Source organism: Sphingomonas sp. BE138 (genome assembly GCF_031456125.1).
GTDB lineage: Bacteria > Pseudomonadota > Alphaproteobacteria > Sphingomonadales > Sphingomonadaceae > Sphingomonas.
In genome coordinates this window covers 1-23,565 of record NZ_JAVDUC010000011.1, presented here as the reverse complement: position 1 = coordinate 23,565, position 23,565 = coordinate 1, and the positions used below count along the sequence as shown (strand labels likewise).

The 23,565-nt window shown below is 69.0% G+C and carries 15 protein-coding genes; 5 read left to right on the top strand and 10 right to left on the bottom strand.

Features of this window, described 5'->3' with window-relative positions; genetic code table 11:
• Positions 1 to 19: 19 nt before the first annotated feature.
• The 5 genes from J2Y58_RS13905 to J2Y58_RS13885 all read right to left on the bottom strand — a co-directional run bounded on the left by J2Y58_RS13905 (position 20) and on the right by J2Y58_RS13885 (position 8,742).
• Positions 20 to 1,090, bottom strand: coding sequence for an aspartate-semialdehyde dehydrogenase (locus J2Y58_RS13905; RefSeq protein WP_310104072.1), 1,071 nt, complete (start codon positions 1,088 to 1,090; stop codon positions 20 to 22).
• A gap of 92 nt (positions 1,091 to 1,182) precedes the next feature.
• Positions 1,183 to 3,417 carry a DPP IV N-terminal domain-containing protein gene (locus J2Y58_RS13900; protein ID WP_310104070.1) on the bottom strand — a complete coding sequence of 745 codons (2,235 nt, stop codon included), beginning with the start codon at positions 3,415 to 3,417 and terminating at the stop codon, positions 1,183 to 1,185.
• 179 nt (positions 3,418 to 3,596) lie between these two features.
• Entirely contained in the window at positions 3,597 to 5,876 is a 2,280-nt protein-coding gene (locus J2Y58_RS13895) for a GH92 family glycosyl hydrolase (RefSeq protein WP_310104379.1), read from the bottom strand.
• A 174-nt stretch (positions 5,877 to 6,050) separates the two neighbouring features.
• Positions 6,051 to 7,106, bottom strand: a complete 1,056-nt coding sequence (locus tag J2Y58_RS13890) for a glycoside hydrolase family 43 protein (RefSeq protein ID WP_310104068.1) — start codon at positions 7,104 to 7,106, stop codon at positions 6,051 to 6,053.
• Between the two features lie 427 nt (positions 7,107 to 7,533).
• Positions 7,534 to 8,742 (bottom strand): ROK family transcriptional regulator, encoded by a 1,209-nt coding sequence (locus J2Y58_RS13885; RefSeq protein WP_310104066.1) that lies wholly within the window; start codon positions 8,740 to 8,742, stop codon positions 7,534 to 7,536.
• A 143-nt stretch (positions 8,743 to 8,885) separates the two neighbouring features.
• Here J2Y58_RS13885 and J2Y58_RS13880 point away from each other — a divergent pair, with 143 nt between their 5' ends.
• Positions 8,886 to 11,231 carry a GH92 family glycosyl hydrolase gene (locus J2Y58_RS13880; RefSeq protein ID WP_310104064.1) on the top strand — a complete coding sequence of 782 codons (2,346 nt, stop codon included), beginning with the start codon at positions 8,886 to 8,888 and terminating at the stop codon, positions 11,229 to 11,231.
• 89 nt (positions 11,232 to 11,320) lie between these two features.
• Here the strand turns inward: J2Y58_RS13880 and J2Y58_RS13875 are convergent, their stop codons facing one another.
• Complete coding sequence (locus tag J2Y58_RS13875) at positions 11,321 to 12,226, bottom strand: hydrogen peroxide-inducible genes activator (RefSeq protein WP_310104062.1); 906 nt, start codon at positions 12,224 to 12,226, stop codon at positions 11,321 to 11,323.
• Between the two features lie 185 nt (positions 12,227 to 12,411).
• Between J2Y58_RS13875 and J2Y58_RS13870 the strand changes: the two genes are divergently transcribed.
• From J2Y58_RS13870 to J2Y58_RS13860, 3 genes are read left to right on the top strand one after another with little or no spacing between them, the layout of a single operon-like run.
• The gene (locus J2Y58_RS13870) at positions 12,412 to 14,097 is read left to right on the top strand and encodes an ABC transporter ATP-binding protein (protein ID WP_310104060.1); all 1,686 of its coding nucleotides are present in this window, start codon (positions 12,412 to 12,414) and stop codon (positions 14,095 to 14,097) included.
• Positions 14,081 to 15,175: an efflux RND transporter periplasmic adaptor subunit gene (locus J2Y58_RS13865; protein ID WP_310104058.1), complete on the top strand. Its 1,095-nt coding sequence runs from the start codon at positions 14,081 to 14,083 to the stop codon at positions 15,173 to 15,175. The genes J2Y58_RS13870 and J2Y58_RS13865 overlap by 17 nt, the downstream gene beginning before the upstream one ends.
• On the top strand, positions 15,172 to 16,632 hold the full coding sequence (locus J2Y58_RS13860; RefSeq protein ID WP_310104056.1) for a TolC family protein: 1,461 nt from the start codon (positions 15,172 to 15,174) through the stop codon (positions 16,630 to 16,632). Before J2Y58_RS13865 ends, J2Y58_RS13860 begins: the two co-directional genes overlap by 4 nt.
• Before the next feature lie 24 nt (positions 16,633 to 16,656).
• On the opposite strand, the gene J2Y58_RS13855 is transcribed toward J2Y58_RS13860, so the two are convergent.
• The 4 genes from J2Y58_RS13855 to J2Y58_RS13840 all read right to left on the bottom strand — a co-directional run bounded on the left by J2Y58_RS13855 (position 16,657) and on the right by J2Y58_RS13840 (position 22,435).
• Entirely contained in the window at positions 16,657 to 17,904 is a 1,248-nt protein-coding gene (locus tag J2Y58_RS13855) for an FAD-dependent oxidoreductase (protein ID WP_310104053.1), read from the bottom strand.
• 272 nt (positions 17,905 to 18,176) lie between these two features.
• A complete protein-coding gene (locus J2Y58_RS13850; RefSeq protein WP_310104052.1) occupies positions 18,177 to 19,154 on the bottom strand; it encodes a helix-turn-helix domain-containing protein in 978 nt (325 codons plus the stop codon).
• A 73-nt stretch (positions 19,155 to 19,227) separates the two neighbouring features.
• Positions 19,228 to 21,012 (bottom strand): beta-L-arabinofuranosidase domain-containing protein, encoded by a 1,785-nt coding sequence (locus J2Y58_RS13845; RefSeq protein WP_310104376.1) that lies wholly within the window; start codon positions 21,010 to 21,012, stop codon positions 19,228 to 19,230.
• A 589-nt stretch (positions 21,013 to 21,601) separates the two neighbouring features.
• Positions 21,602 to 22,435: an arylamine N-acetyltransferase gene (locus J2Y58_RS13840; RefSeq protein ID WP_310104049.1), complete on the bottom strand. Its 834-nt coding sequence runs from the start codon at positions 22,433 to 22,435 to the stop codon at positions 21,602 to 21,604.
• A gap of 95 nt (positions 22,436 to 22,530) precedes the next feature.
• Here J2Y58_RS13840 and J2Y58_RS13835 point away from each other — a divergent pair, with 95 nt between their 5' ends.
• Complete coding sequence (locus tag J2Y58_RS13835) at positions 22,531 to 23,439, top strand: NADH oxidase (protein ID WP_310104048.1); 909 nt, start codon at positions 22,531 to 22,533, stop codon at positions 23,437 to 23,439.
• Positions 23,440 to 23,565 lie beyond the last annotated feature (126 nt).

Here is a 23,565-nt window from a genome sequence, read left to right as displayed (position 1 = left end):
GTGACAGGAACGGCAGCGGTTAATCCGCGGTCAGCACCGCCTGGAAATCTTCCTCGCCGGTTTCGTCGGCTTTTTTCAGGTGGCGGCGGCCGAGCAGCTCCGCGATCTGGACGGCGTTGAGCGCAGCGCCCTTGCGGAGGTTGTCGCTGACGCACCACAAGGCCAGGCCGTTGTCGACGGTCGAGTCCTCGCGCACGCGGCTGACGTAAGTCGCATCGTCGCCGGCGCTTTCGATCGGCGTGACGTAGCCGCCGTCCTCGCGCTTGTCGACGAGCATGACGCCGGGCGCCTCGCGCAGGATGTTCTGCGCGTCCTCGGCCGACAGCTCGTTCTCGAACTCGATGTTCAGCGCCTCGGAATGGCCGACGAAGACGGGCACGCGGACGCAGGTGGCGACGACCTTGATCTTGGGATCGAGGATCTTCTTGGTCTCCACGACCATCTTCCACTCTTCCTTCGTCGAACCGTCGTCGAGGAAGCTGTCGATGTGCGGGATGACGTTGAAGGCGATCTGCTTGGTGAACTTCTTCGGTTCGGCGGGATCGCCGACGAAGATGTTGCGGCTCTGCTCGAACAGCTCGTCCATGCCGATCTTGCCCGCGCCCGACACCGATTGGTAGGTCGCGACGACGACGCGCTTGATCGTCGCGGCGTCGTGCAGCGGCTTGAGAGCGACGACCATCTGCGCGGTCGAGCAGTTCGGATTGGCGATGATGTTCTTCGCCTTGTAGCCGTCGATCGCGGCGGCGTTCACCTCCGGCACGATCAGCGGCACGTCCGGGTCCATGCGGTAGAGCGACGAATTGTCGATCACGGTGCAGCCGGCGGCGGCGAACTTCGGCGCGTAGACCGCGGTCGCCTCGCTGCCGATCGCGAACAGCGCGATGTCCCAGCCGGCGGGATCGAAATGCTCGATGTTCTGGACCTTCAGCATCCGGCCGGTGTCGCCATATTCGATCTGGTCGCCGACCGACCGCGACGAGGCCAGCACCGCGATCTCGTCGGCCGGAAACTGCCGCTCGGCGAGGATGTTGACCATCTCGCGCCCGACATTGCCCGTGGCCCCTGCCACCACCACCCGGTACCCCATATCCGTCCTTCCACGCGCCGACTTTGCCCGACGCTATCGTTTCGTGTCGCGGATGCGCCGTAGCGCCGCAATTTCCGGAAAGCCAGCAAGCTCTACTTGGGGCCGGCACCGACATGCTGTTCGAGGAAGCGCTCGATCGTGGTCCAGACGTGGATGTCACGGACCGCCGAATGGGTCTTGCCGGGGTAGAACATCATGTCGAACGGCATGTCGGCCGCCTGCAACGCCGAAGCGACCTTCGTCGAATTGTCGAGGAAGACATTGTCGTCGGCCATGCCGTGCATCAGCAGCAGCGGGGTGGTGATCTTCCGGGGATCGATCACCGCGCGCGAGGCGTCGTAGGCGATGCCGTCAACGCGCGGGTCGCCCATGTAGCGCTCCGTGTAGTGCGTGTCGTAGAGATGCCAGTCGCTGACAGGTGCGCCCGAGATCGCGGCGGCATAGAGGCTCTGGTCGGCTTCGGCCATCTTGAGCGACATATAGCCGCCGTAGGACCAGCCATAGGTGGCGATGCGCGCCGGATCGACGAAGGCGAGCGTCTTCAGGTACGCGGCGCCCTTGCGCTGGTCGTCGACCTCGACCGTGCCCATCGCGTGCCAGATCGCGCTTTCGAAATCGACGCCGCGGTTCGGCGAGCCGCGATTGTCGAGTTCGAAATAGATCCAGCCCTTGGACACCAGATGCTGGATCAGCGGGTTCTTCCAGTTGCGCACGACGCCCTGCGCACCGGGTCCGCCGTAATGCTGGAAGAACACCGGGTAGCGCTTTCCGGGTTCGAGCGCGGGGGTGACCATCTGCCAGTAGAGGTCGGTCTTGCCGTCCGCGGCCTTGATCGTGCCGAACTGCACCGGCCGGTGGGCGGCGAGATAGGGAGCGTAGGGGTGCGTGCCCTCGACGCGGTTCTCGTTGATCCATTGCAGCCGCTTGCCGGTCGCGTTGGCCAGATAGGTCTGCGGCGGCTGGTCCGGGTTGGAACGGGTGACGAGGAAGCGCTTTGCCGCGCCATCGGCGGTGACGCTGTTGTTCCAGCCACGCTCGGTCAGGCGCGTTACGCCTAAGCCCTTCAGGTCGAGCGCGTAGAGGTGCTGTTCGAGGACGTTGTCCTTGTTGGCCGTGAAATACACGCGGCCCTTCGGCTCGTCGACCGCGACGAGGCCGGTGACGACCCAGTCGCCCTTGGTCAGTTGCGTCCAGCGGCCGTTCTTCAGGCGCCAGAGATGCGCGTAGCCGTCGCGCTCCGACCGCCACAACAGGCTGCCGTCCTCCATCGCGCGGTAGCTGTCGCTGAGGTTGATCCAGCTTTTCGCGCGTGCCTTCTCGGTGAAGAGGATGGTCGACTTGCCGGTGGCGGGATCGACGCGCAGCACGTCGAGCGTCGTCTGCGCGCGGTTCTCGCGCTGGACGAGCAAGGCCGAGCCGTCCGGCAGCCAGTCGACGCGGGCGAGGTAGATGTCGGGATCGGTGCCGAGGTCGACCTTCACCTTGCCGGAGCCATCGGCGCGCAGGATGTAGAGGTCGACGAGCACGTTGGGGGTACCGGCCGCCGGATAGCGCTGTTCGTAGATACTGGTGCCGGTCGCGCCGATCGAGGCGCGGGTGAAGACCTTTACCGGGGCTTCGTCGAAGCGCTCCACCGCGAGGTAGCGGTCGTCGGGGCTCCACCAATAGCCGTCGGTGCGGTGCATTTCCTCCTGCGCGACGAACTCCGCCTCGCCGAAATGGACGGTGCCCTTGCCCTCGGTGGTCAGCGCGCGGGCGGCGCCGCCGCCGAGCGGCTGGACCCAGACGTTCTGGTCGCGCACGTAGCTGACGAACGCGCCGCGCGGGCTGACGTTGGCATTGAGCACGCCGCCGGGCACGTCGGTGATGCGACGCACTTGCCCGTCGACACCGGCGAGGTACAGATTGCCCTCGATCGGGACCAGCAGGCTGCGCCCGTCGGCGGCCCAGTCATAGGCGACGATGCCCTTGAGCGCGCCGATGCGGGCGCGTTCGCGCTGCATCTTCTCGGCCTCCGACAATTCGGCGCCGGTGCCGATCTTCAGACTGTCGACCAGCATCCGCTCCGCGCCCGTCGCGGTATCGCGCGCCCACAGGTCGAGCCGGTCCTTGTCGTCGGGGCGCGGGCGCAGGAAGGTGAGCAGCGCGCCGTCGGGCGAGAGCTTCAGCGCGCGCGGTTGCGGCCCGGCGAGGTCGGGGGCGGCGAAGACGCGCTGGAGGGTCAGTGGGGCCGCGTTCTGCGCTTTCGTCTGCGCTTGCGTTTGCGCGTCAGCCACGGCCGAAAACCCCGTCGTCGCCAATGCCGCGGCGATAAACCATTTGTGCATCCAGACCCTCCGTCACGTGCCCGCTGGTGGCAAAGATCGTGGGCTGGGAACAGCGGTATTTTGTCGCTTTCTCTACCAACACCACCTCCGTTCGCCCTGAGCTTGTCGAAGGGCGTGTCCCGGGACACGTGCTTCGACAGGCTCAGCACGAACGGTGTGGGCGCCGACGGCGACCGATCTTACCTGGGCGCGCTCATCGAGAAGGGCGCGTCGGCGGGGCGTGCGCCCCAGCTCTTGTTGGGCGTCGGCCCCATCACGAACCGAAGCGTGCCGCCGGCCTGTAGCGCCTCACGCGACAGCCAGGGCTTTTCGTGGGCGACACCGTTCAGCGTAGCGGATTGGATATAGACGTTGTCGGCACCGTTGTTCTCGGCCTCGATCGTCAGCAGCTTGCCGCCGGGCATCGTCACGCGGACGGTGCGGAACAGCGGGCTGCCGATCGCATATTGGCCGACGGTAGGGGTGACCGGGTAGAAGCCGAGCGCGGAGAAGACGTACCAGGCGGAGGTCTGGCCGTTGTCCTCGTCGCCGGGATAGCCGTCCGGCGCGGCGGCGTAGAGCTTGCGCATCACCTCGCGCGCATGGAATTGCGCCTTCCACGGCGCGCCGGTCCAGTCGTAGAGGTAGATCATGTGCTGGATCGGCTGATTGCCGTGCGCGTACTGGCCCATGTCGACGATCTGCATCTCGCGGATCTCGTGGATGACCTGCCCGTAATAGCTGTCGTCGAAGATCGGCGGGGTGGAGAAGACCGAGTCGAGGCGCGCCACGAACTTGTCGCGGCCGCCCATCAGGTCGATCAGCCCGGCCACGTCCTGCATCACCGACCAGCTGTAATGGACCGAATTGCCCTCGGTGAAGGCGTCGCCCCATTTGTAGGGGTTGAACGGCGTCGACCATGAGCCGTCGCGGTTGCGGCCGCGCATCCAGCCGCTCTGCGTGTCGAACAGCTTGCGGTAGTTCTGTCCTCGCGCGGCATATTTCTTCGCGTCATCGCGCTTGCCGAGCGCGGCGGCGAGGCGCGACAGCGAGAAGTCGGCGGTGGCATATTCGAGCGTGCGCGCGGCATTTTCGTTGATGCCGACGTCATAGGGAACGTAGCCGAGTTGATTGTACAGCTCGACGCCCTCGCGGCCGACCGCGGTGAGGACCTTGCCCTTGGCGTCGCGGGGGCGGCCTTGCGAGGTGGTCGCGTTCTTGACCATCGCTTCGTAGAGCGTGGCGACGTCGAAGCCGCGTACGCCGTTCAGATACGCGTCGGCGATCAGGTTCGCCGAGTTCGAGCCGATCATCACGTTGCGGTGGCCGGGGCTCGCCCATTCGGGAAGCCAGCCGGATTCCTTGTAGGTGTTGACGAGGCCCTGCATGATCTCGCCGTCGCGCTCCGGGTACATCAGCGCGAAGAACGGGAAGACCGCGCGCCACGTGTCCCAGAAGCCGTTGTCGGTGTAGAGCGGGCCGGGGTGCACCCGGCCGTCATAGGGGCTGTAGTGGACTTGGCTCCCGCGGGCATCGACTTCGTGGAAGGCGCGCGGAAATTGCAGCATCCGCCACAGCGCCGAGTAGAAGGTGCGGCGGTTGTCGAGGCTGGGGTCGTCGACCGCGATGCGGTTCAGCTCGCGCGACCATGCCGCCTTCGCCTTGGCCTGCGTCGTGGCGAAGGTGTCGCGGCCGATCTCGCGATCGAGGTTCAGCTGTGCCTGTTCGGCGCTGATGAACGAGGAGGCGACGCGGATGCCGACCTGCTCGCCGGCGCGGGTTTCGAACGACACGACCGCGCCGACATGATCGCCCTCCGCTCGCGTGCCGGTGGTGACTGCCCCTGCCCCGTCGAAGGTACGCGAGACGGTGAAGTCGCGGTCGAACTCGGCGACGAACCAGTTGCGGAAGTTGGCGGGGACGCCGCCGTGGTTGTTGCGGACATAGCCGGTGATGCGGCGCCGCTTCGGGTCGATCGACACCATCGAGCCGCCGGCATAGCCGTCGATGAGGACATGCGCCTGGTCGCTCCGGGGGAAGGTGAAGCGGAAGCTGGCGGCGCGCTCGGTGGGCGCGACCTCGGCGGTGACGTCATAGTCGGCGAGATAGACCTTGTAGCCATAAGCGGTGCTGACCTCCGCCTTGTGGCTGAACCACGAGGCGCGGTCGGCCTCCTTCACCTTCAGCGCGCCGGTCATCGGCAGCAGCGCGAAGGCGGCGTAATCGTTCATCCACGGACTGGGCTGGTGCGTCTGCTTGATGCCGTTCAGCTTGTGCGCGCCGTAGGTGTAGCCCCAGCCGTCGCCCATCTTCCCCGTGACGGGGGTCCACGCGTTCATCCCCCACGGCAGCGCGATCGCCGGATAGGTGTTGCCATAGGACAGTTCGTAGCTGGAATCGGTGCCCATCAGCGGGTTGACGAGGTCGACGCTCGCGGGTCGCGGCTCCTGCGCGGACACGAGCGCGGGGGTGGCGATCATCGTGCCCGCGACCAAGGTGGCGGTCGCCTTGCGCAGCGTGTTGTTCAAGCGGACGTTCCTTTTGGCGGGGCGGGTAAATATTTCGCCGTTCGCCCTGAGGGTGTCGAAGGGCGTGTCCCGGGCACGTGCGTCGACAAGCTCAGCACGAACGGGGTGGGTGTGGCGCTCGGCGCATCACGGCAAGCCGATCGGGCGCGGGGTGGTGACGCCCGTCGTCGTCAGCTTGACGGGTTCGATCGTCCCGTCCCCGGCGAAGTGCAGCGGCTCGATCGCGATCTGGCGGTGTTCGCCCTTTTCGTCGCCGAGCGGGCGGCGGTGGTAGACGATGTACCAGTCGTCGGTGCCCGGCACGTTGACCACGGAATGGTGCCCGGCACCACGCGCCACCTTCATGTCCTGCGCCAGGATCGTGCCGCGTTTCGTGAACGGACCGGTGGGCGACGCGCCGGTGGCATAGGCGACGCGGTAGTCCGGGCCGGTCCAGCTGCCCTCCGACCACATCAGGTAATAGACGCCGCGACGCTTGATGACGAACGATCCCTCGACATAGCCCGGCGGGGTGATCTCCTTGAAGGTGGTGCCGTCCGGGTGGTTCTCCACCGTGCGCAGGTCGGCCGACAGGCGAACGACGTTACAATGCCGCCACCCGCCGTAATAAAGATAGACCTGCCCGTCGTCGTCGCGGAAGACGAACGGGTCGATCGGCTGCGCGCCGTTGTGGAAGGCGCCGATCAGCGGGCGGCCGAGCGCGTCCTTGAAGGGACCGGCGGGGGTGTCGGCGACCGCGAGGCCGATGCCGCCGACTTCCCGGTCGCTCTGGATGTCGTTGGCGCTGAACACGATGTAATATTTGCCGTTCGCCGCGATCGCGGAGGGCGCCCAGATCGCATAAGAGGCCCAGGCGATATTCTCGACGTCGAGGACGCGCGGGTGCCTGGTCCAGTGCACCAGATCGGGCGAGGAAAAAGCGTCGAGGAAGGTCTGCATGGCATAGGACGGGCGCACCATGTGGCGCTTGCGGTCCTCCAGCTGCCGCGCAGTGAAGCGCGACGGCGCGGCCGGGGTCGCAGGATCATCGGAATAGGTGGGGTAGATCCAGTATCTGCCGGCGAAGATGCGGATCTCCGGGTCGGCATACCAGCCGGGCACGATCGGGTTTGCCGCCTGAACCGCCCCGGCCGCCAGCAGCGTGGCGGCGGCGATCAGCCAACGGCGTTTGAAACGTGTCATGCCATCCTCCCGCGAAAAAAGCGGGCGACCGCACCGCGGCCGCCCGGAGGGGGGACTCTTAGAAATCCTACGACCGGCCGGCACGGCCGCGCATCCGCCGCGCGGCGGTGTCGTCGACGAGATACCTGCGCCCGACCGGCGTGGTCGGGGTGGCGAGAGGCGCCGGAAGACGCGCGATCAAGCGGCAGAGCATGACCAACGGAGCGGCGCACTTCGACGATCACGAACGGACACTCGACCTCTCCTCTCACCCCGCCCGCGACCCCCTCGCCGTTCTCCGACATCGATTCACGACCGAGGATGGGCCGTGCGGTCGCGGTGACGGGACGTTTGTCGCAATTACCAAAGCAAATTGTCAATCATTAATCTGATAAATGATCAGCAGAACAAGCAGTTGACTCAGGGGCGCCAGCCCTGCCGCTTCGGTTCAGGCAAAACGGTGCGCGGCCTCCGTGCCGGTCGCCTTCCACAGCGCGCCGGGCTTGGGGAGCAGAAAGTGACTGAACGGCAGGATCGCCGCGCCGACCGCGGGCGCGTCCTCCGATAGCGCGGCGCGCACCACCGGCGCGACCTCCGGCGCGGCGGTCGCCGTGCCGATCCGTTCGTTCGCGCGCGCCGCCAGTTCGTCGAGCAGCGCGGCGGGCAGGCGCCCGCCGATGAGCACCACCGCCGGATCGATCAGACAGTTGATCGCGTCGAGTGGGGTGCACAGGCGCTGCGCCGCCCGGTCGACCCAGCCTGCGATGCTGGCGCGCAGCGCCGGCGAAGGGTCTGCGCGGCCGAGCACCGCATCGAGCGCGAAGCCGTCGCCGCGCAGATGCTCGGCCAGTCCGGAGAGCGACACCAGCCGTTGCACCTGCTCGCGCTGGCCGCTCTCGTCGGGGGCGAGCATGAACCCAAGCTCCCCGCTGCGCCCGTGCGCGCCGCGCGCATAGGCGCCGTCGCTGACGAACCCGCCGCCCAGCCCCGACGACAGCAGGATGTAGAAGAAATTGGCGTGGCGCTGCCCCAGCCCGAGCTGCATCTCGCCCAGGGCGGCGGCGGCGGCGTCGTTCTCGACGAAGACGGGCAGCGCGAACGGCTGCGCGAAGAGCGCGGCCATGTCGGCGCGTTCCCATTCGGCATAGGCGGCCGGGCGGCCGGGCAGGTCGACCGAGCCGAGATCGTCGGGCACCGCGACCCCCAGCCCGACCAGCTGGCCGGCATCGACCCCCGCGCCCTTGAGCATCGTGCGCACCGAGCGGCGATAGAAGCGCTGCACGTCGCCTGGGAGCGCGAAGTCGATGTCCTCCGACCGGCGCGCCAGCGTCTGGCCCGCGAAGTCGACGAGCACCAGCGTGACGTGATCGCGGTCGATGTTGATGCCGATCGCGTAACAGGCATCGCGGCGCACCGTCAGCCGGGTCGGCGGCTGCCCGCGACCGCCGCGCCGCTGCCCGGCCTCCTCGATCAGCCCGTCCTGCAACAACCGGCGGGTGATGTTGGCGATCGCGGGCGCGGTGAGCCCGGTGATCCCGGCCAGTTCGACCCGCGTCAGCTCGCCGCCGACGCGGATCGCATGAAGCGTGACGCGCTGGTTGTGGTCCGCCGCGCGCTCCAGATTGGTGCCCGACAGCCGCTGGCCCTCGCGGCTCACGCGCGTGCCCCCGGCGCCGCGGCCCTGTTGATCGCTGGGATCACCTACCCCTCCCCGTTCCCCAAGTTGAATTACGAAATTTGATGTTTTAATGCCAGCCACTTGGCAAGTACCAAGTACGCCGGGACGACGAGGAGAGCGAGATGCGCAAGGCCCCCGGCAGCAGGATCGCGGTGCTGGCGATGGCCGCCGGCATCGCCGCGTCCGCGTCCGCGCAGGTCGCCGACACGATGGCGGCGGTCGATCCGTTCATCGGCACCGGCGGTGAAGGCCATACCTTTCCGGGCGCGGTGGCGCCGTTCGGGATGGTGCAATTGTCGCCCGACACCGACACCTCGTGCGTGATCCGCGCCTGCTATTCCCACGCCGCGGGTTACCGACACGACGATCCGACGATCGAAGGGTTCAGCCACACGCATTTCTCGGGCGCGGGCCATTCCGATCTGGGCGACGTGCTGGTCATGCCGGTGTCGGGGAAGCGGGTCGCGCTGGACCCCGGCACGGTCGAGACGCCGGGGTATCGCTCGCGCTTCTCGCACGCCAGCGAGCGCGCCGCGCCGGGCTATTATGCGGTCACGCTCGACGGGCCTAAGGTGCGCGCCGAGCTGACCGCCGGCACGCGCGTGGGCGTGCATCGCTATGCCTTTCCGGCCGGCACGGCGGCGCATCTGGTCGTCGACCTGCGGTCGTCGCTCTACAATTATCCGGGCAAGGTGCTGTGGTCGGGGCTGCACCTGCGCCGCGACGGTACGCTGACCGGGTTTCGCGAGACGCGCGGCTGGGCGCCGGGGCGCAAACTGTTCTTCGCGATGCGGTTTTCCGCCGCCCTGACCGGCCACGCCTTGCTCGATCGCGACACGGACGTGGCATACAAGGGCTTCGCGCCGCCGGGGCGTGGGAGCGATGCGCTGGCCGAAAAGCTCGGGCGCGCGCTGGAGGCGCGGCTCGACTTCGGCACGCTCGACCGCCCGCTGGAGGTGAAGGTCGCGCTGTCGGGGGTCGACGAGGCGGGCGCGGTCGCGAATCTGGATGCCGAGCCGGGCGGCTTCGACGCGGTGCGCGCGCGGACGCAAGGCGCATGGCGCGAGGCGCTGGGCGCGGTCGAACTCGATGCGCCGGCGCGCATGAAGACGATCGTCGCCACCGCGCTGTATCACAGCCTGATCGCGCCGAGCATCTGGAGCGATGCCGACGGGCGGTGGCGCGGGCCGGACGATCAGGTGCATCAGGCGCAAGGCTATACGCAGCGGTCGACCTTTTCGCTGTGGGACACGTTCCGCGCCGAGCATCCGCTGCTGACGTTGGTGCAGCCGGAGCGGACGACCAGCGATATCGTCAACTCGCTGCTCGCCAGCCAGCGCTACAGCCCGCACGGCATCCTGCCGGTGTGGCAGTTCGCGGGACGCGAGACGTGGACGATGATCGGCTATCACGCCGTCCCGGTCATCGCCGACGCCTATCTGAAGGGCATACGCGGGTTCGACGCGAACGCCGCGCTGGACGCGATGGTCGCCAGCGCCAGCTATGCGCCTTATGGCGGCCTGGGCGATTACATGCGGCTGGGGTACGTTCCGATCGACCGCGAGCCCGAAGCGGCGTCGAAGACGGTCGAATATGCCTATGACGACTGGACGATCGCGCAGATGGCGCGCGCGCTGGGCCGCGGCGAGATCGCGGCGCGGTTCGACCTGCGCGCCGGAAACTGGCGCAACAGCTTCGATGCGAAGAGCGGCTGGCTGCGCGCGCGCAGGAGCGACGGCACGTATCGCATGCCGTTCGATCCGACCGCGATCAACTACGGCTCGGATTATACCGAGGGCAATGCGTGGCAGTACAGCTGGTTCATGCCGCACGACCAGGCCGGGCTGTTCCGGCTGCTGGGCGGTGACGCCAAGGCGATCAGAAAGCTGGACGCGATGTTCGACTATGACATGTCGACGGTCGACTACAGCCATGCCGAGGATATCGCCGGGCTGATCGGGCAATATATCCACGGCAACGAACCGAGCCACCACGTCGCCTATCTCTATAACTATGCCGGTGCGCCGTGGCGGACGCAGGAGCGGTTGGCGCAGATCGTCGCGAGCCAGTACAAGGCCGCGCCCGACGGATTGAGCGGCAACGACGACCTGGGGCAGATGTCGGCGTGGATGGTCTTCACCGCGCTGGGTTTCTATCCGGTCGCGCCGGGCAGCAACGAATATGTGATCGGGCGGCCGTTCGTCGACCGCGCGCAATTGCGGCTGGGGAACGGGCGCGACTTCACGGTGGTGGCGGACGGGTTGTCGGAGTCGAACCGCTATGTCGGCGCGGTGGCGCTCAACGGCCGCCCGCTGACGCGTACGTTCCTGCGTGATGCCGAAATCCGCGCCGGGGGCACGTTGCGGTTCACGATGACCGACCGGCCCGACACGCGCTGGGGCACGGACGCGGCGGCGCGACCGTTCTCCATATCGACCGCGGCGCGACGCGACCGGCGCGGTTGGTGACGCTGCGGGCGGCTGGGGGTGGTCGCGCAAGACCCCGTCCCCTCCGCCTTCGTGCCGGACCTGTCGACGCTGAGCCACGGCGACAGGTCCTAGAGCCCCAGCAGCCGACGGGCGCTGCCCTGCACATGATCGGCGATCAGGCGGAAGGCCGCGCCCATCGGCGACTGGCGCCGCCATGCGGCCGCGATCGAGCGATGCGCGCGCCAGCCCGCGACCGGCAGCACCTTCAGCCCCGCCGCCCCGCCGATGTCGGAGCGGAGATACAGGCTGGGCAGGAGCGCCAGCCCGAGGCCGCTGGCGACCATCTGATGCAGGCTTTCCAGGCTGGTGCCGTAATAATCCGGCGCTACCGTCATGCCGTAGTGATCGGCGACCTCGCGCGCCTGTCGCGCCAGATGGTGGCGCGGGTCGAGCGTCAGCAGCGCGCTGCCCGCCAGCGTCTCGCGCGTGGCGGGCGCGGCGGCGTCGATCGGATGATCGAGCGCGGCGACCAGATGCAACGGCTCGCGGAACAGCGGCTCGATCGTCAGGTCGTCGCCGGTCATCGGCAGCGGCCCCAGCACGACATCGACGTTGCCGCGCGACAATTCGAGCACCTGCTCTTCCGGAATCCCTTCGCGCACGTGCAAGCGCAGCCGCGGCGCCATGCGGTGCAGCTCGGCGATGATCGGCGACAGCAGGTAGGGGCCGAGCGTGGGGGTGGTGGCCAGCCGCAGCGTGCCGGTCAGCCCGGTCGCGGCACCGGCGGCCAGCGCGGCGATGTCGCTGGCATCGCTGAGCATCCGGCGCGCGGTGATCACGACGCTGCGTCCCAGCGGGGTCAGGATCGCGCCGGTCGCGCTGCGCTCCAGCAGCTTCGCCCCCAGCCGCTCCTCCAGCGCGCGGACCTGCTGGCTGAGCGTCGGCTGCGCCACGTTGGCGGCCCGTGCGGCGAGCGCGAACGATCCGGTGTCCGCGATCGTGACGAGGTATTCGAGCTGGCGGAGCGTTGGCATCATCGATGCTATAGCCAAAATCTATAGTCTTGTCCCGATATTCCGAATGGCGGGGGCGCATCGTTCGCGGTAGCTGTGCGTGACGATAGCGTTTGCAGTGCGTACAACGCCCCGCGAATGATCGCGTGAAATCGGCGGTTTTTCGCCGGAAACGAAGAGATACGAACCGGAAAAAGGGGACGACGTTGGCAGCGGAACGGCTGGGCTTCCGAGATGCGGTCGGTTGGCTGAGGCAGATCATCGGGCCGGATTCGGCCTATGTCCGGCTCGGGATCGTCTATACCGTGGCGATCAGCCTGCTGGCGCTCGCGACGCCGATCTCGGTGCAGTTGCTCATCAACAGCGTCGCCAACACCGCGATGCCCGCGCCGCTGTGGGCGCTGTCGGGCGTGCTGTTGCTGCTGCTGCTGATGGTCGCCGCGCTCAGCGCGCTGCGCGTGTGGATCATGGCCGCGTTCGAGCGGCGGCTGTTCGCGCGCGTCGTCGCCGAGGCGACGCTGCGCGCGGTCCATGCGCAGGACCCGTTCTTCGCCGACGGCAACCGCGGCGACCTGTTCAACCGCTATTTCGACCTGGTGGTCGTCCAGAAATCTGTACCCAGCCTGATAATCGGCGCGTTCACGATCATGCTGCAGGCGGCGATCGGGCTGACGATCACCAGCTTCTACCATCCGGTGTTCCTGGCGTTCAACGCGGTGCTGGTCGCCGCACTGCTGCTGGTGTGGCTGCTGTGGCGGCGCGGGGCGATCAGCGGCGCGGTCGCGCTGAGCCATGCCAAGCACAATGCCGCTCGGTGGCTGGAAAGCGTCGGCGGGTCGAACGGCTTCTACAAGTCGATCCGTCATCTCGATTTCGCGATGGACCGGTCGGAGGAGATGACGGCGGCCTATGTCGGCACGCACAAACGCTATTTCCGCTACCAGTTCGCGCAGACGGTCGCGTTCCTGCTGATCTACGCCTTTGCCAGCGCCGCGCTGCTGCTGCTGGGCGGGATGTTGATCCTGCGCGGGCAATTGTCGCTGGGGCAACTGGTCGCCGCCGAGCTGATCCTGTCGGGCGTCTTCTACGGCATCTCGCAATTCGGCTGGTATCTCGACACCTTCTACGACCTGACCGCGAGCGCGGAGGAGCTGTCGCTGCTCTTCTCGATCCCGCAGGAGCCGCAGATCCGGGGCGACAGCGGGCCGCGCGACGGATCGGTCAAGCTGACCGACGTGGCATTCGACGGCGCGCGCTACGACCTGGCGCTGGCGGCGGGCGAGCAGCTCGTCACCGTCGCCGAGCCCGGCGCCGAGCGGCGGCTGGCGATGCTGCTGAAGCGCCACGCGCTGCCCGAGCGCGGGCTGATCCGGATCGGCGGCGGCGACCTGGGCGCGTTCGACATGTACCACCTGCGCTCCGACGTGACGGTGCTCGATCGCTCGACGATCGTCGAGGTGACGATCCGGGAATACCTCCGGCTCGCCTCGGGCGCGCATGTCGAGGGCGCGATGGAAGCGCTGGCGACGGTCGGGCTGGAGCAACGGCTGGCGAGCCTGCCCAAGGGGCTGGACACGCCGCTGGGATCGACCGGCTATCCGCTGAGCGTGGGCGAGACGATGGCGCTGAAGCTCGCCAATGCGTTGCTGGTGCGTCCCAAGCTGCTGCTGATGGGGCAGTTGTTCGACCTGCTGCCGCCCGAACGGCTGCTGGCGGCGCTGCGCCTGCTGAAGGAGCACGGGACGACCGTGCTGCTGTGTACGGGCCGGCCCGAGGACGTGGTGCTGGACGGTTATCTCCATCTGGGGCTGACCGGCCAGCGGCGCTTCGCGCAGCTCGCCGGGCTTCTCGACGCCTGCGGCCGGGAGGGTGGCGATGTCGCATCAGCCTGAGCATCTCGTGCATTTCCGCACGCTTGCGGCGCTGCGCCCGCCCCGGGTGACGGTCGCGATCGCGTGGATGCTGGTCGTCGGCATGGCGGCGGCGGTGTTCATCCTGTTTTTCGTGCCGTGGCTCCAGACGGCGCAGGGGCGCGGCCAGGTCGTGTCGCTCAATCCCGACGACCGCGCGCAGGAGGTGACCGCGCTGGTGCCCGGCCGCGTGGAGCGCTGGTACGTCCATGACGGCCAGCACGTCCGCCAGGGCGATCCGATCGCGCGGATCATCGACCTCGACCCCAATCTGCTGTCCCGGCTGGCAGCCGAGCGCGCGCAGGTGGAGGCCGAGATCGCGTCGGTGCGCCAGTCGCAGGCGGTCGCCCAGCTCGACGTCAATCGCACGCGGCAGCTGTATGCCGAGGGACTGGCGTCGCGGCGCGACTATGAACAGACGCAGATCAAGGTCACCGATGCCGGCGCGAAGCTGGCGGAATCGCGCGCCAAGCTGAACCGCATCGACGTCCAGCTGAATCGGCAGTCCGCGCAGCTGGTGCGCGCGCCCCGCGAGGGACGGATCCAGAACCTGAACGCGGCGGCGGGCGGCGCCTATGTCTCGGCGGGCACCGCGCTGGCGACGGTGGCGCCCGAGCAGGTCGAGCGCGCGGTCGAACTGCTGATCGACGGTCGCGACGTGCCGCTGCTGCGCCCCGGCCGGCCGGTGCGGCTGGAGTTCGAGGGGTGGCCGGCGATCCAGTTCAGCGGATGGCCCTCGGTCGCCTACGGCTTCTTCGACGGCCGGGTGCGCACGATCGACCCGAATGCCAATGCGCAGGGGCTGTTCCGCATCCTGGTGGAACCGATGCCGGGCAAGCCCGCGTGGCCGGGGCGGCGCTTCGTCCGGCTGGGCGGCAAGGTGTATGGCTGGGTTCAGGGCGAGACCGTGACGGTCGGCTACGAACTGTGGCGCCAGCTCAACGACTTCCCGCTGGAATTCGGCCAGACCACCGCCGACAGGCAGGACGGTGGCGGCAAGGAGGACGCAGGCAAGGAAGACGACCGGAAGGTCGCGACGAAAGCGGGCAAGCCGAAATGATCCGAGGGTTCCTGCTCCTGAGCGCGGCCGTGGTCGCGCCGCTGGCTCCCGCCCCGCTGGCGGCGCAGCGTATCCGCGCGAACCCGCCGCCCGCGCCCGCCCCTGCCCCGACCGCCGCGCCGCTGACGCTCGACGAGGTGCTGCGCGCCTCCGCGCGCGCCGCGCCGCAGATCGTCGAGGCGCTGGCGAGGATCCGCGCCGCGGAGGGCCGCGCGATCACCGCGGCGGGCGCGTTCGACACGGTGTTCGAGGCGGACGGCAAGTCGCGCGCGCTCGGCTATTACGACGGCACCGTCGCCTCGGCGCGCGCCACCCGGCCGCTGGGCGACAACGGCGGCTATGTCTACGGCGGCTACCGGGTCAGCCGCGGCGGCTTCCCGATCTACGAGGACGAGAATTACACCAATCGCGCCGGCGAGGTGAAGGTCGGCGCGCTCTATGCGCTGCTGCGCGACCGGCTGATCGACGAGCGGCGGACCCGGCGGACACTGGCATCGGGCGACATCGACATCGCGCAGTTCGAGCGCGAGGCGGTGGCGATCGGGGTGCAGCGACGCGCGATCGACGCCTATCAGAACTGGGTCGCGGCCGGATTGCGGCTGCGCGCCTACCGCGACCTGCTGGCGCTGTCCGAAAGCCGCCGCGGCGGGATCGCCCGGCAGGTCGAGCTGGGCGCGCGGCCCGACATCCTGCTGGCGGAGAACGACCAGAATCTCGTCCGCCGCCGCGCGCTGGTGGTGCGCGCCGAGGGCGATTTCCAGACCGCGGCCAATGCGCTGTCGCTTTATTATCGCGACGCGAACGGCGAGCCGGTGCTGGTCGCGCCCGAGCGGCTGCCGCGCGATGCCGATGCGCTGGCCGGGGTCGCGGCGATCGCGCGCGGCGATTTCGCGGCCCGGCGCCCCGACCTGCAGGTGCTGCTGGCCAAGATCGATCAGGGATCGGCGAAGCTGGCGCTGGCGCAGAACGACCTGCGACCGCGGCTCGACCTGCGCGGCGAGGTCGGCAAGGACGTCGGCGCGGTCGGGCTGGGCGGGCCGTCGCGCACCCCGTTGGAGGCGGCGATCGGCTTCCGCTTTTCCATGCCGCTCCAGAACCGCGCGGCGAAGGGCAAGATCGTCGAGGCGCGCGCGGAGATCGACGCGCTAGCGGCGCGCGGTCGCTTCCTGCGCGACCAGATCGCGGTCGAGGTTGAGGGAATCACGATCGGCGTCGGCGCGGCCGAGCGGCTGGCGGCGATCGCGGAGCAGGAGCGCGCGCTGGCCGAACGGCTGGCGGTGGCGGAGCGGCGTCGGTTCGAGCTGGGATCGAGCGACTTCTTCCTCGTCAACCAGCGCGAGGAGACCGCCAATGACGCACGTGTGCGCCTGATCGACGCGCAGGCGCGGATCGCGGCGGCGCGCGCGGAACTGGCCGCGGCGACGGCGGATCGGGCGGCGTTGGGGCTGGAGTTATAGCGCGGCCTCGGAGGCCGTCTCCCCTTACTCCGGAGGAGAGGGGGTGTCGTCCATCATCTCCTTGAGCGGCACGGCCGTATCCGCAAGCAGCTCGGGAGCGATCGTCGCGCCGCGCAGGACCAGCGCGCGACCCTGCACATAGTCGCGGGTGGCGTTGACGCAGTCGAGCGCGATGACGCGGCCGTGTTTCAGATAGATCAGCGAGAAACTGCGCGTCGACGGATCGCCGCGCATCACGGCGTGGTCGTGCCCGGTCGACAGGCCGACGGTCTGGAGCTTCAGGTCGTACTGGTTCGACCAGAACCACGGCACCGCGTGATATGGCTCCTCAGTGCCGGTCAGCGCCCTGGCGACGGTGGCGGCCTGGTCGTTGGCGTTCTGCACCGATTCGACGCGGATCTGCGCGCCACCCGCGAAGGGGTTGGCGTGCAGCGCGGCGTCGCCGATCGCGTAGACGTCGGGCAGCGAGGTGCGGCACAGCGGGTCGACCGCCACGCCGTTGCCGCCCGCCGCGCCGGCGGCGAGCAGCGGCGCGACCGCGGGCACGATCCCGATCCCGACGATCACCAGGTCGGCGGGCACGACCTCGCCCGTGGCGATGCGCACGCCGGTGACGCGCCCGCCCGCCCCGAGCACGCACGCGACCTGCGTTTCCAGCCGCACGTCGACGCCGCGTGCGCGGTGCTCGGCCTCGTAGAAGCGCGACAGCGACGCGCCGGCGACGCGCGCCAGCACGCGGGGCAACGCCTCCAGCACGGTCACCTGCTTGCCGAGCTTGGTCAGGACGGCCGCAGCCTCCAGCCCGATATAGCCGCCGCCGATCACCACCACGCGGGTGGTCGCGGGCAGTTCGGCCATCAGGCGGTCCACGTCGGCGCGGGTGCGCACGCCGTGCACCCCGGCGAGGTCGTGCCCGTCGCAGCTCAGCCGGCGCGGAGCGCCGCCGGTGGCCCAGATCAGCGTGTCATAGCCGAGGGTGCCGCCCGTCGCGGTGGTCACGCGATGCGCGGCGGGGTCGACCGCGACGATGCGGGTCGACAGCGCCGGGTCGATCGCCTTGTCAGCCCAGAAGGTCGGGGGGCGCAGCAGGATGCGCTCGAACGATTTGGCCCCGGAGAGATATTCCTTCGACAGCGGCGGGCGTTCGTAGGGCAGGTCGGGCTCGTCGCCGACCAACGTGATCGCGCCATCGAACCCGCGCTGGCGCAGCGCGACCGCCGCCTGTGCCCCGGCGTGGCCGGCCCCGACGATGACGACCTTCGGCGTTGGCAAGCGGCTATCCTCCCCGGCTCGGGCAGGATCAACCTGCACGGGCGCGCCGTGTAGCAAGCACGCAGGCGGGATGTCACCAGGGTGGAATCGGACGGTGCCGGAAGCGGCACAACGACGACCGGCTCCCCCTCGAGCCGGTCGCCGTTGCTTCCCCCCGACGACGCGCTATCGCGCCGCCTCCATCATTTTAACGCTCCCAGGCGGCGGCCGTGAGGCCGTGCGTCCCAGACAATGGGCCCGCCGTCCTGACGCGCGCTGCCGCGGCGAACCGGTCACTTCGTGCGCTGCGAGAGCCGCTCGAAGGCGCGGCGGAAATCGTCGAGCGGCTGCACCGCGGCGGCGCGTCCGACGGGCGACAGATGATCGCGCAACTCGCTCATGCTGTAGCCGAACTGGCCGCGGAACTGGCGCGCGAGGCCGGACAGGTCGAGGAAGCCGAAGCGCGCGCCGAGCACGCCCAGCGGCGTGTCGCGCGGCTCCTCGATCAGCGCCATGTGGAGTAGCCGCAACCGGCGGCGGCGGTCGAAGGCGCGCACCCCGCCCTCCCCGTCGAAGAGACGGTAAAGCTTCGAGCGGCTGAGCCCGAGCGCCGCAGTCATGCGCACCACGTCGAGCGCACCGGGCGGTTGCGCATCGAGATAGGCCTGCGCCCGCGCGCGCGCCGTGCCGGGTGCGGGCAGCGCATGGTCGGGCCCGAGCGCGGCGAGCATCAGCCGGTGGACGACGACGGCGACCGGCACCGCGCTTTCGGGCGCGAGGTCGGGCAAGTGCGCGACGAGATGCTGGAGAAACCCTGCAAAGAGCCGCGTCTCGGCGGTAGCCGGCAGCAGGCCGTGGCGGAGGATGGGGCCGCGCCGGCTCTCCACCAGCGCGCGCGGCATGCTGACGGTCGCGCCGGCGTGGCCGTCGGTGCGATAGTCGAAGCGGCGCGCGTAATCGACCAGCACCACGTCGCCGGCGTGCGCGACGGTGCGGTCCTCCGCCTCGTGCACCAACGTGCCGTCGAACAGCGTCATCATCGTCAGGTGATCGGCGGGCGCGGTCGCCAGCTGCTCGGGCCCGCGATGCGCATGGACCGCGCCCATGCGGTGCGCGGTGACCACGAAATCACCGAGTGTCCAGAAGCTGCCTTGCGCATGGAACGGCGGCGGCGCGATGCGGCTGAAGCGGAACAGGTTGGTGAAGGTGAAATATTCGTCGAAATTGTCCGGCGCGTCGGGCGCATCGCTGCCATAGCGTATCGTCTCCATCCGCGCCCCCTTCGTCCATGTGTCCCCGCGCGGCATAGGACGCGCGAAGCCACATGGCCATGCCGAGCCGGCGTCAGGCAAGCTTCCAATAGGTTGCGTAACGTTCATGCGCGATCCGGTGATAGGGGATCAATCGCACCGGGGTGCCGTCCTGCGCCGCCAGCGTGAATTCCAGCGGCGCCCCCGCGACCGGGCGGATATTGCGCGCCAGTGCCTCCGCCTCGCCCGCCAGCACCGGAACCGTGGCGGGCGTGTCGTTATACTCGCCGTACTTGCGTTCGTTGACGATGATGTCCGCACCAGGCGTCAACCCCTGCCGGCCCAGCGCACCGGCGAGGACGAGCGGGCCGTAGGTGAAGGCGACGATGTCCGGCGCGGCGGGCGCGTGTTCGGCGGCGGGCTCCATCGCCAGGCGCAGCTCGACGGTGTCGCCGTCCTTCCACGCGCGGTCGACGGTGACGTAGCTGCCCGGTTCGTCGGAGCGCGCCGCCTCCTGCCCGTTGACCAGCACGGTCGCAGTGCGGCTCCAGCGCGGATGGCGCAGCTTGAGCGCGATCGGCGTCGCGCGCTTGGCCGACCAGCGCAGCGTCGTGCGCGCCGCTGCCGGGAACGTCGTCTCCTGCGTCAGCGACACGCCCTGCTCCGCCCAACGCACCGTCGAGGGCACGAACAGGTTCACATAGAGCGCACGATCGTCGTGGAAGTATATCGAGTCGCGATACTTGACGTGGTTCTCCATGCCGGTGCCGGTGCAGCACCAGAAGGAGTCCTCCGGCGTGTGGTAAAGCTTCATGTAACCGGGGCGCGCGCCCTGGAAATAGGTCGCCATGCCGCTGTCCGGGTCCTGCGAGGCGAGGATGCCGTTGTACAGCGTGCGCTCGTAATAGTCTGCGTAATACGCGCTGGGATCCTGCAGGAACAGCTGGCGCGTCAGCTTGAGCATGTTGTGCTGGCAGCAGGTCTCCGACCCCTTGGCCGAGAAGACGTGCTTGTCGAAATCGGCCATCGCGAAGAAATGCTCGTTGTCGCCATGCCCGCCGGTCGCAAAGGCGCGGGTCAGCGCCACGGTCTTCCAGAAGAATTGCGCCGCGGCATGATAGCTCGGGTCGCCGCCGACCTCGGCGACGCGCTGGAACCCGATGATCTTGGGGATCTGCGTATTGGCGTGCATGCCGTCGAGCTGGTCCTGCCCCTTCACCAACGGCGCCAGCACCGCCTTTTGCGAGAAGCGCTCGGCGAGGTGCCGGTAATCGGCGTTGCCGGTCATCACGAACAGGTCGGCATAGACCTCGTTCATGCCGCCATACTCCGTCTTCAGCATCTCCTCGAACTGCGCGTCCGACAGCGGGCGGGTGGCGACCACGCCCCAGTCGGCGAGCCGCAGCAGCACGGCGCGCGCCGCCTGGCTGTCGGCAAGCAACGTCGCGTCGCGCAGGCCGGCATAGACCTTGTGCAGCGTGTACCATGGCACGCCGGTGATCGGCTCGCCGCGCAGATGCGCCGCGACCAGCGCCGCGCCCTTCGGGAAGGCGCAGACGAGGCCGCTGCCCGCCGCCTTCTGGCAGGCCGCCAGCTCGGCCGCGATATAGTCGATGCGCTGGCGATATTGCTTGTTGCCCGTCGCCCGATACGCGAGGGCGCAGGCCGACAGATAATGGCCCAGCGTGTGGCCGTGGCAGTTGATGTCGGCCCACATCGGCTCCGATTCCCAACCGCCATAGACCGGTGCCTTCGGCTTCAGTCCCGCATTGACGCGGAAGTTGGCGAGCAGCCGGTCGGGCTGTAGCCGCAGGATATACGCCTCGGTCTGCTGTTGCGCGTGGAGGAACGGACCGTCGTGCAGGTCGACATCGCGCATGTCGAACGGTTGGAGCGCGGCCGTGGCGGGCGCCGACGTGTTGAGCGCGAACGCCGGCGTGGCGGTGCCCGCGAGCAGCGCGCCGCCTGCGACGCCGCCCAGGAAATGTCGGCGCGACGGGCGGGTGCGGCATGCGTGGTTCACGATCGATCTCCTAATCCATGTTGCGCGCTTGAACCCCGCGCTTTGTGCCGCACGATAGAGATTACTCCGTCAAATGCCAGTCCTTCCACCGCCGCTCGCCCCGGGTGCGCACGGACGTGAGGCTTGTCGAGCTACGTTCCGTCTCCGGAGGAGGCGACCATGCGCCGACTGCTTCCCGCCATGCTGCTGGCGACCGCCGCACTGCTGGGGCCGGGCCGATCGCCAAGCAGCGGTTGCCAGCGGGATGCCGGAATGAGGTTCGACGGACGTCATCCCGCGGAGGCGGACGTCATCCCCGCGGGGGCGGGGATCCAGACACGCAGGTTCCTCGACGGAGCCGAGACGTCAGAAATCCCGGATTCCCGCCTTCGCGGGAATGACGGGTGGGGGGCGGGAATGATGGGTGGGGGCAGGAATGACGGGCGTGGATGGGGTAACGGCAGGCTCAGCCGAACAGCCCGAGGTCGGCCACCTCCGCCGCGCTCAGGTCGATGCCGAACATCATGCTGAGGCGCATGCGGTAGACGCGCGGGTCGGTGATCTCGGCCTCGGTGCTCGTCTCCGAGGCGCGGCGGCGGTACTGGCGATCGGTGAGGGTGGCGAAGCCGCGCGGCAGGATGATGCTGGTGACGGTGGTGGTCGTGAAGCGGCTGGCGGGTGCGCTCATCGACCAGTGATTGCCCATCGCCAGGTCGCTGTCGTGCACCGCGGCGGTCGTGAAACTGTATTGCGGTTGCCAGCCGGCGCCCGTGCCGCGCCCATCGGTGGTGGCCGGATCGCCGTCGCGCAACAGCAGCCAGCCGCCCTCCCCCGCGCGCGCATCGTCGCGGGTCAGGCGGAAACGCGCGCCGTCCGGCGCCTCGCCCTCCGCTCCCTCCGCGAGCGGCATGACCGGCGCGTAGCTGCCGCCGAAGCCGGCGTCGGCGATCCACGACTGGCCGTCGATCGTGACCAGCGACAGCGTGTGGGTGAGCGGCGGGACCGCGGTGGCACCGAGCCAGACGCGCGCGAGCAGCGGCCGCGCGGTGAAGTCGAGCGCGGCGAGCGCGTCGAGCAGCAGCCGGTTGTGCTCGAAGCAATAACCGCCACGGCGCGCGGTCACGAGCTTGGCGGCGACCGCCGCGCCGTCGATCGCGATCGTGCGGCCCAGCCGGACGTCGAGGTTTTCGAACGGGATCGCAAGACGATGCGCGTGCTGGATGCGGGAGAGCCCGGCGGCGTCGCGGGTCGGGCGCGCGGGCAGGTCGATACGGGCGAGATAGGCGTCGAGGTCGAACATTCGGCTGCGGTAGCGTGGTTCCCGTGCGTTGAGAACGGGTTTGACCATGCGGGCGCGTGCGACCATGCCGGTCGCGACATGACAAGGAGGTGAGGATGAGCGACGTCACGGGGCTTGAGCTGCGCTCGACGGTCGATGCCGAAGGCTGGCTGACGCTGACGCTGGAGCAGGTGACCTATCCGGTACCGGCCGACAACGAGGTGCTGGTGCGCGTCGAGGCGGCGCCGATCAACCCGTCCGACCTGGGACTGCTGCTGGGACCGGCGGACGTGGCGACGCTGGAGGAGGTCGGAACGGCGGACCGGCCGGCGCTGCGCTTCCGCGTGCCCGAGGGGCGGATGGGGAGCCTGCGCGCGCGGATCGGGCAGTCGCTGCCGGTCGGCAACGAGGGCGCGGGCACCGTCGTCGCGGCGGGCGCGCAGGGGGCGGCGCTGGTCGGGCGCACGGTCGGGATGATCGGGGGCGCGATGTTCGCCGAATACCGGCTGGCCAAGCTGCGCGAGGTCGTGCCGCTGCCGGCGGGCGCCAGCGCCGCGGACGGCGCGGCGATGTTCGTCAACCCGCTGACCTCGCTGGCGTTCGTCGAGACGATGCGCGCGGAGGGACACAAGGCGATCGTCCATACCGCCGCCGCCTCGAACCTGGGGCAGATGCTCCAGAAGATCTGCCTGGCGGACGGCGTCCCGCTGGTGAACATCGTGCGCAAGCCCGAGCAGGAGGCGATCCTGCGCGGAATCGGCGCGACCCATGTGCTGAACAGCGGCGACGCGGACTTCCGCCGGAAGCTGGCGGATGCCTGCGCGGAGACCGGCGCGACGATCGCGTTCGATGCGATCGGCGGCGGGACGATCGGCAGCGACATCGTTCAGGCGATGGAGCAGGCGGCGAACCGGACCGCGGGCGAATACAGCCGCTACGGCTCGGAAACGTTCAAGCAGCTGTATATCTACGGCGCGCTGGATACCGGGTCGACGACGCTCAACCGGCTGGCGTTCGGGTGTTGATTTTCACTGAGAGTTGACCCGGCGTTTTCATCGAGAAGTGACCCGGGTCGTGGGGGTAATGTCAGGCCCGCGGGGTTGCGGGTCAAGTCGCGGCCTTCTCCTTTTTGGGCTTGCCGGCCTCTGACC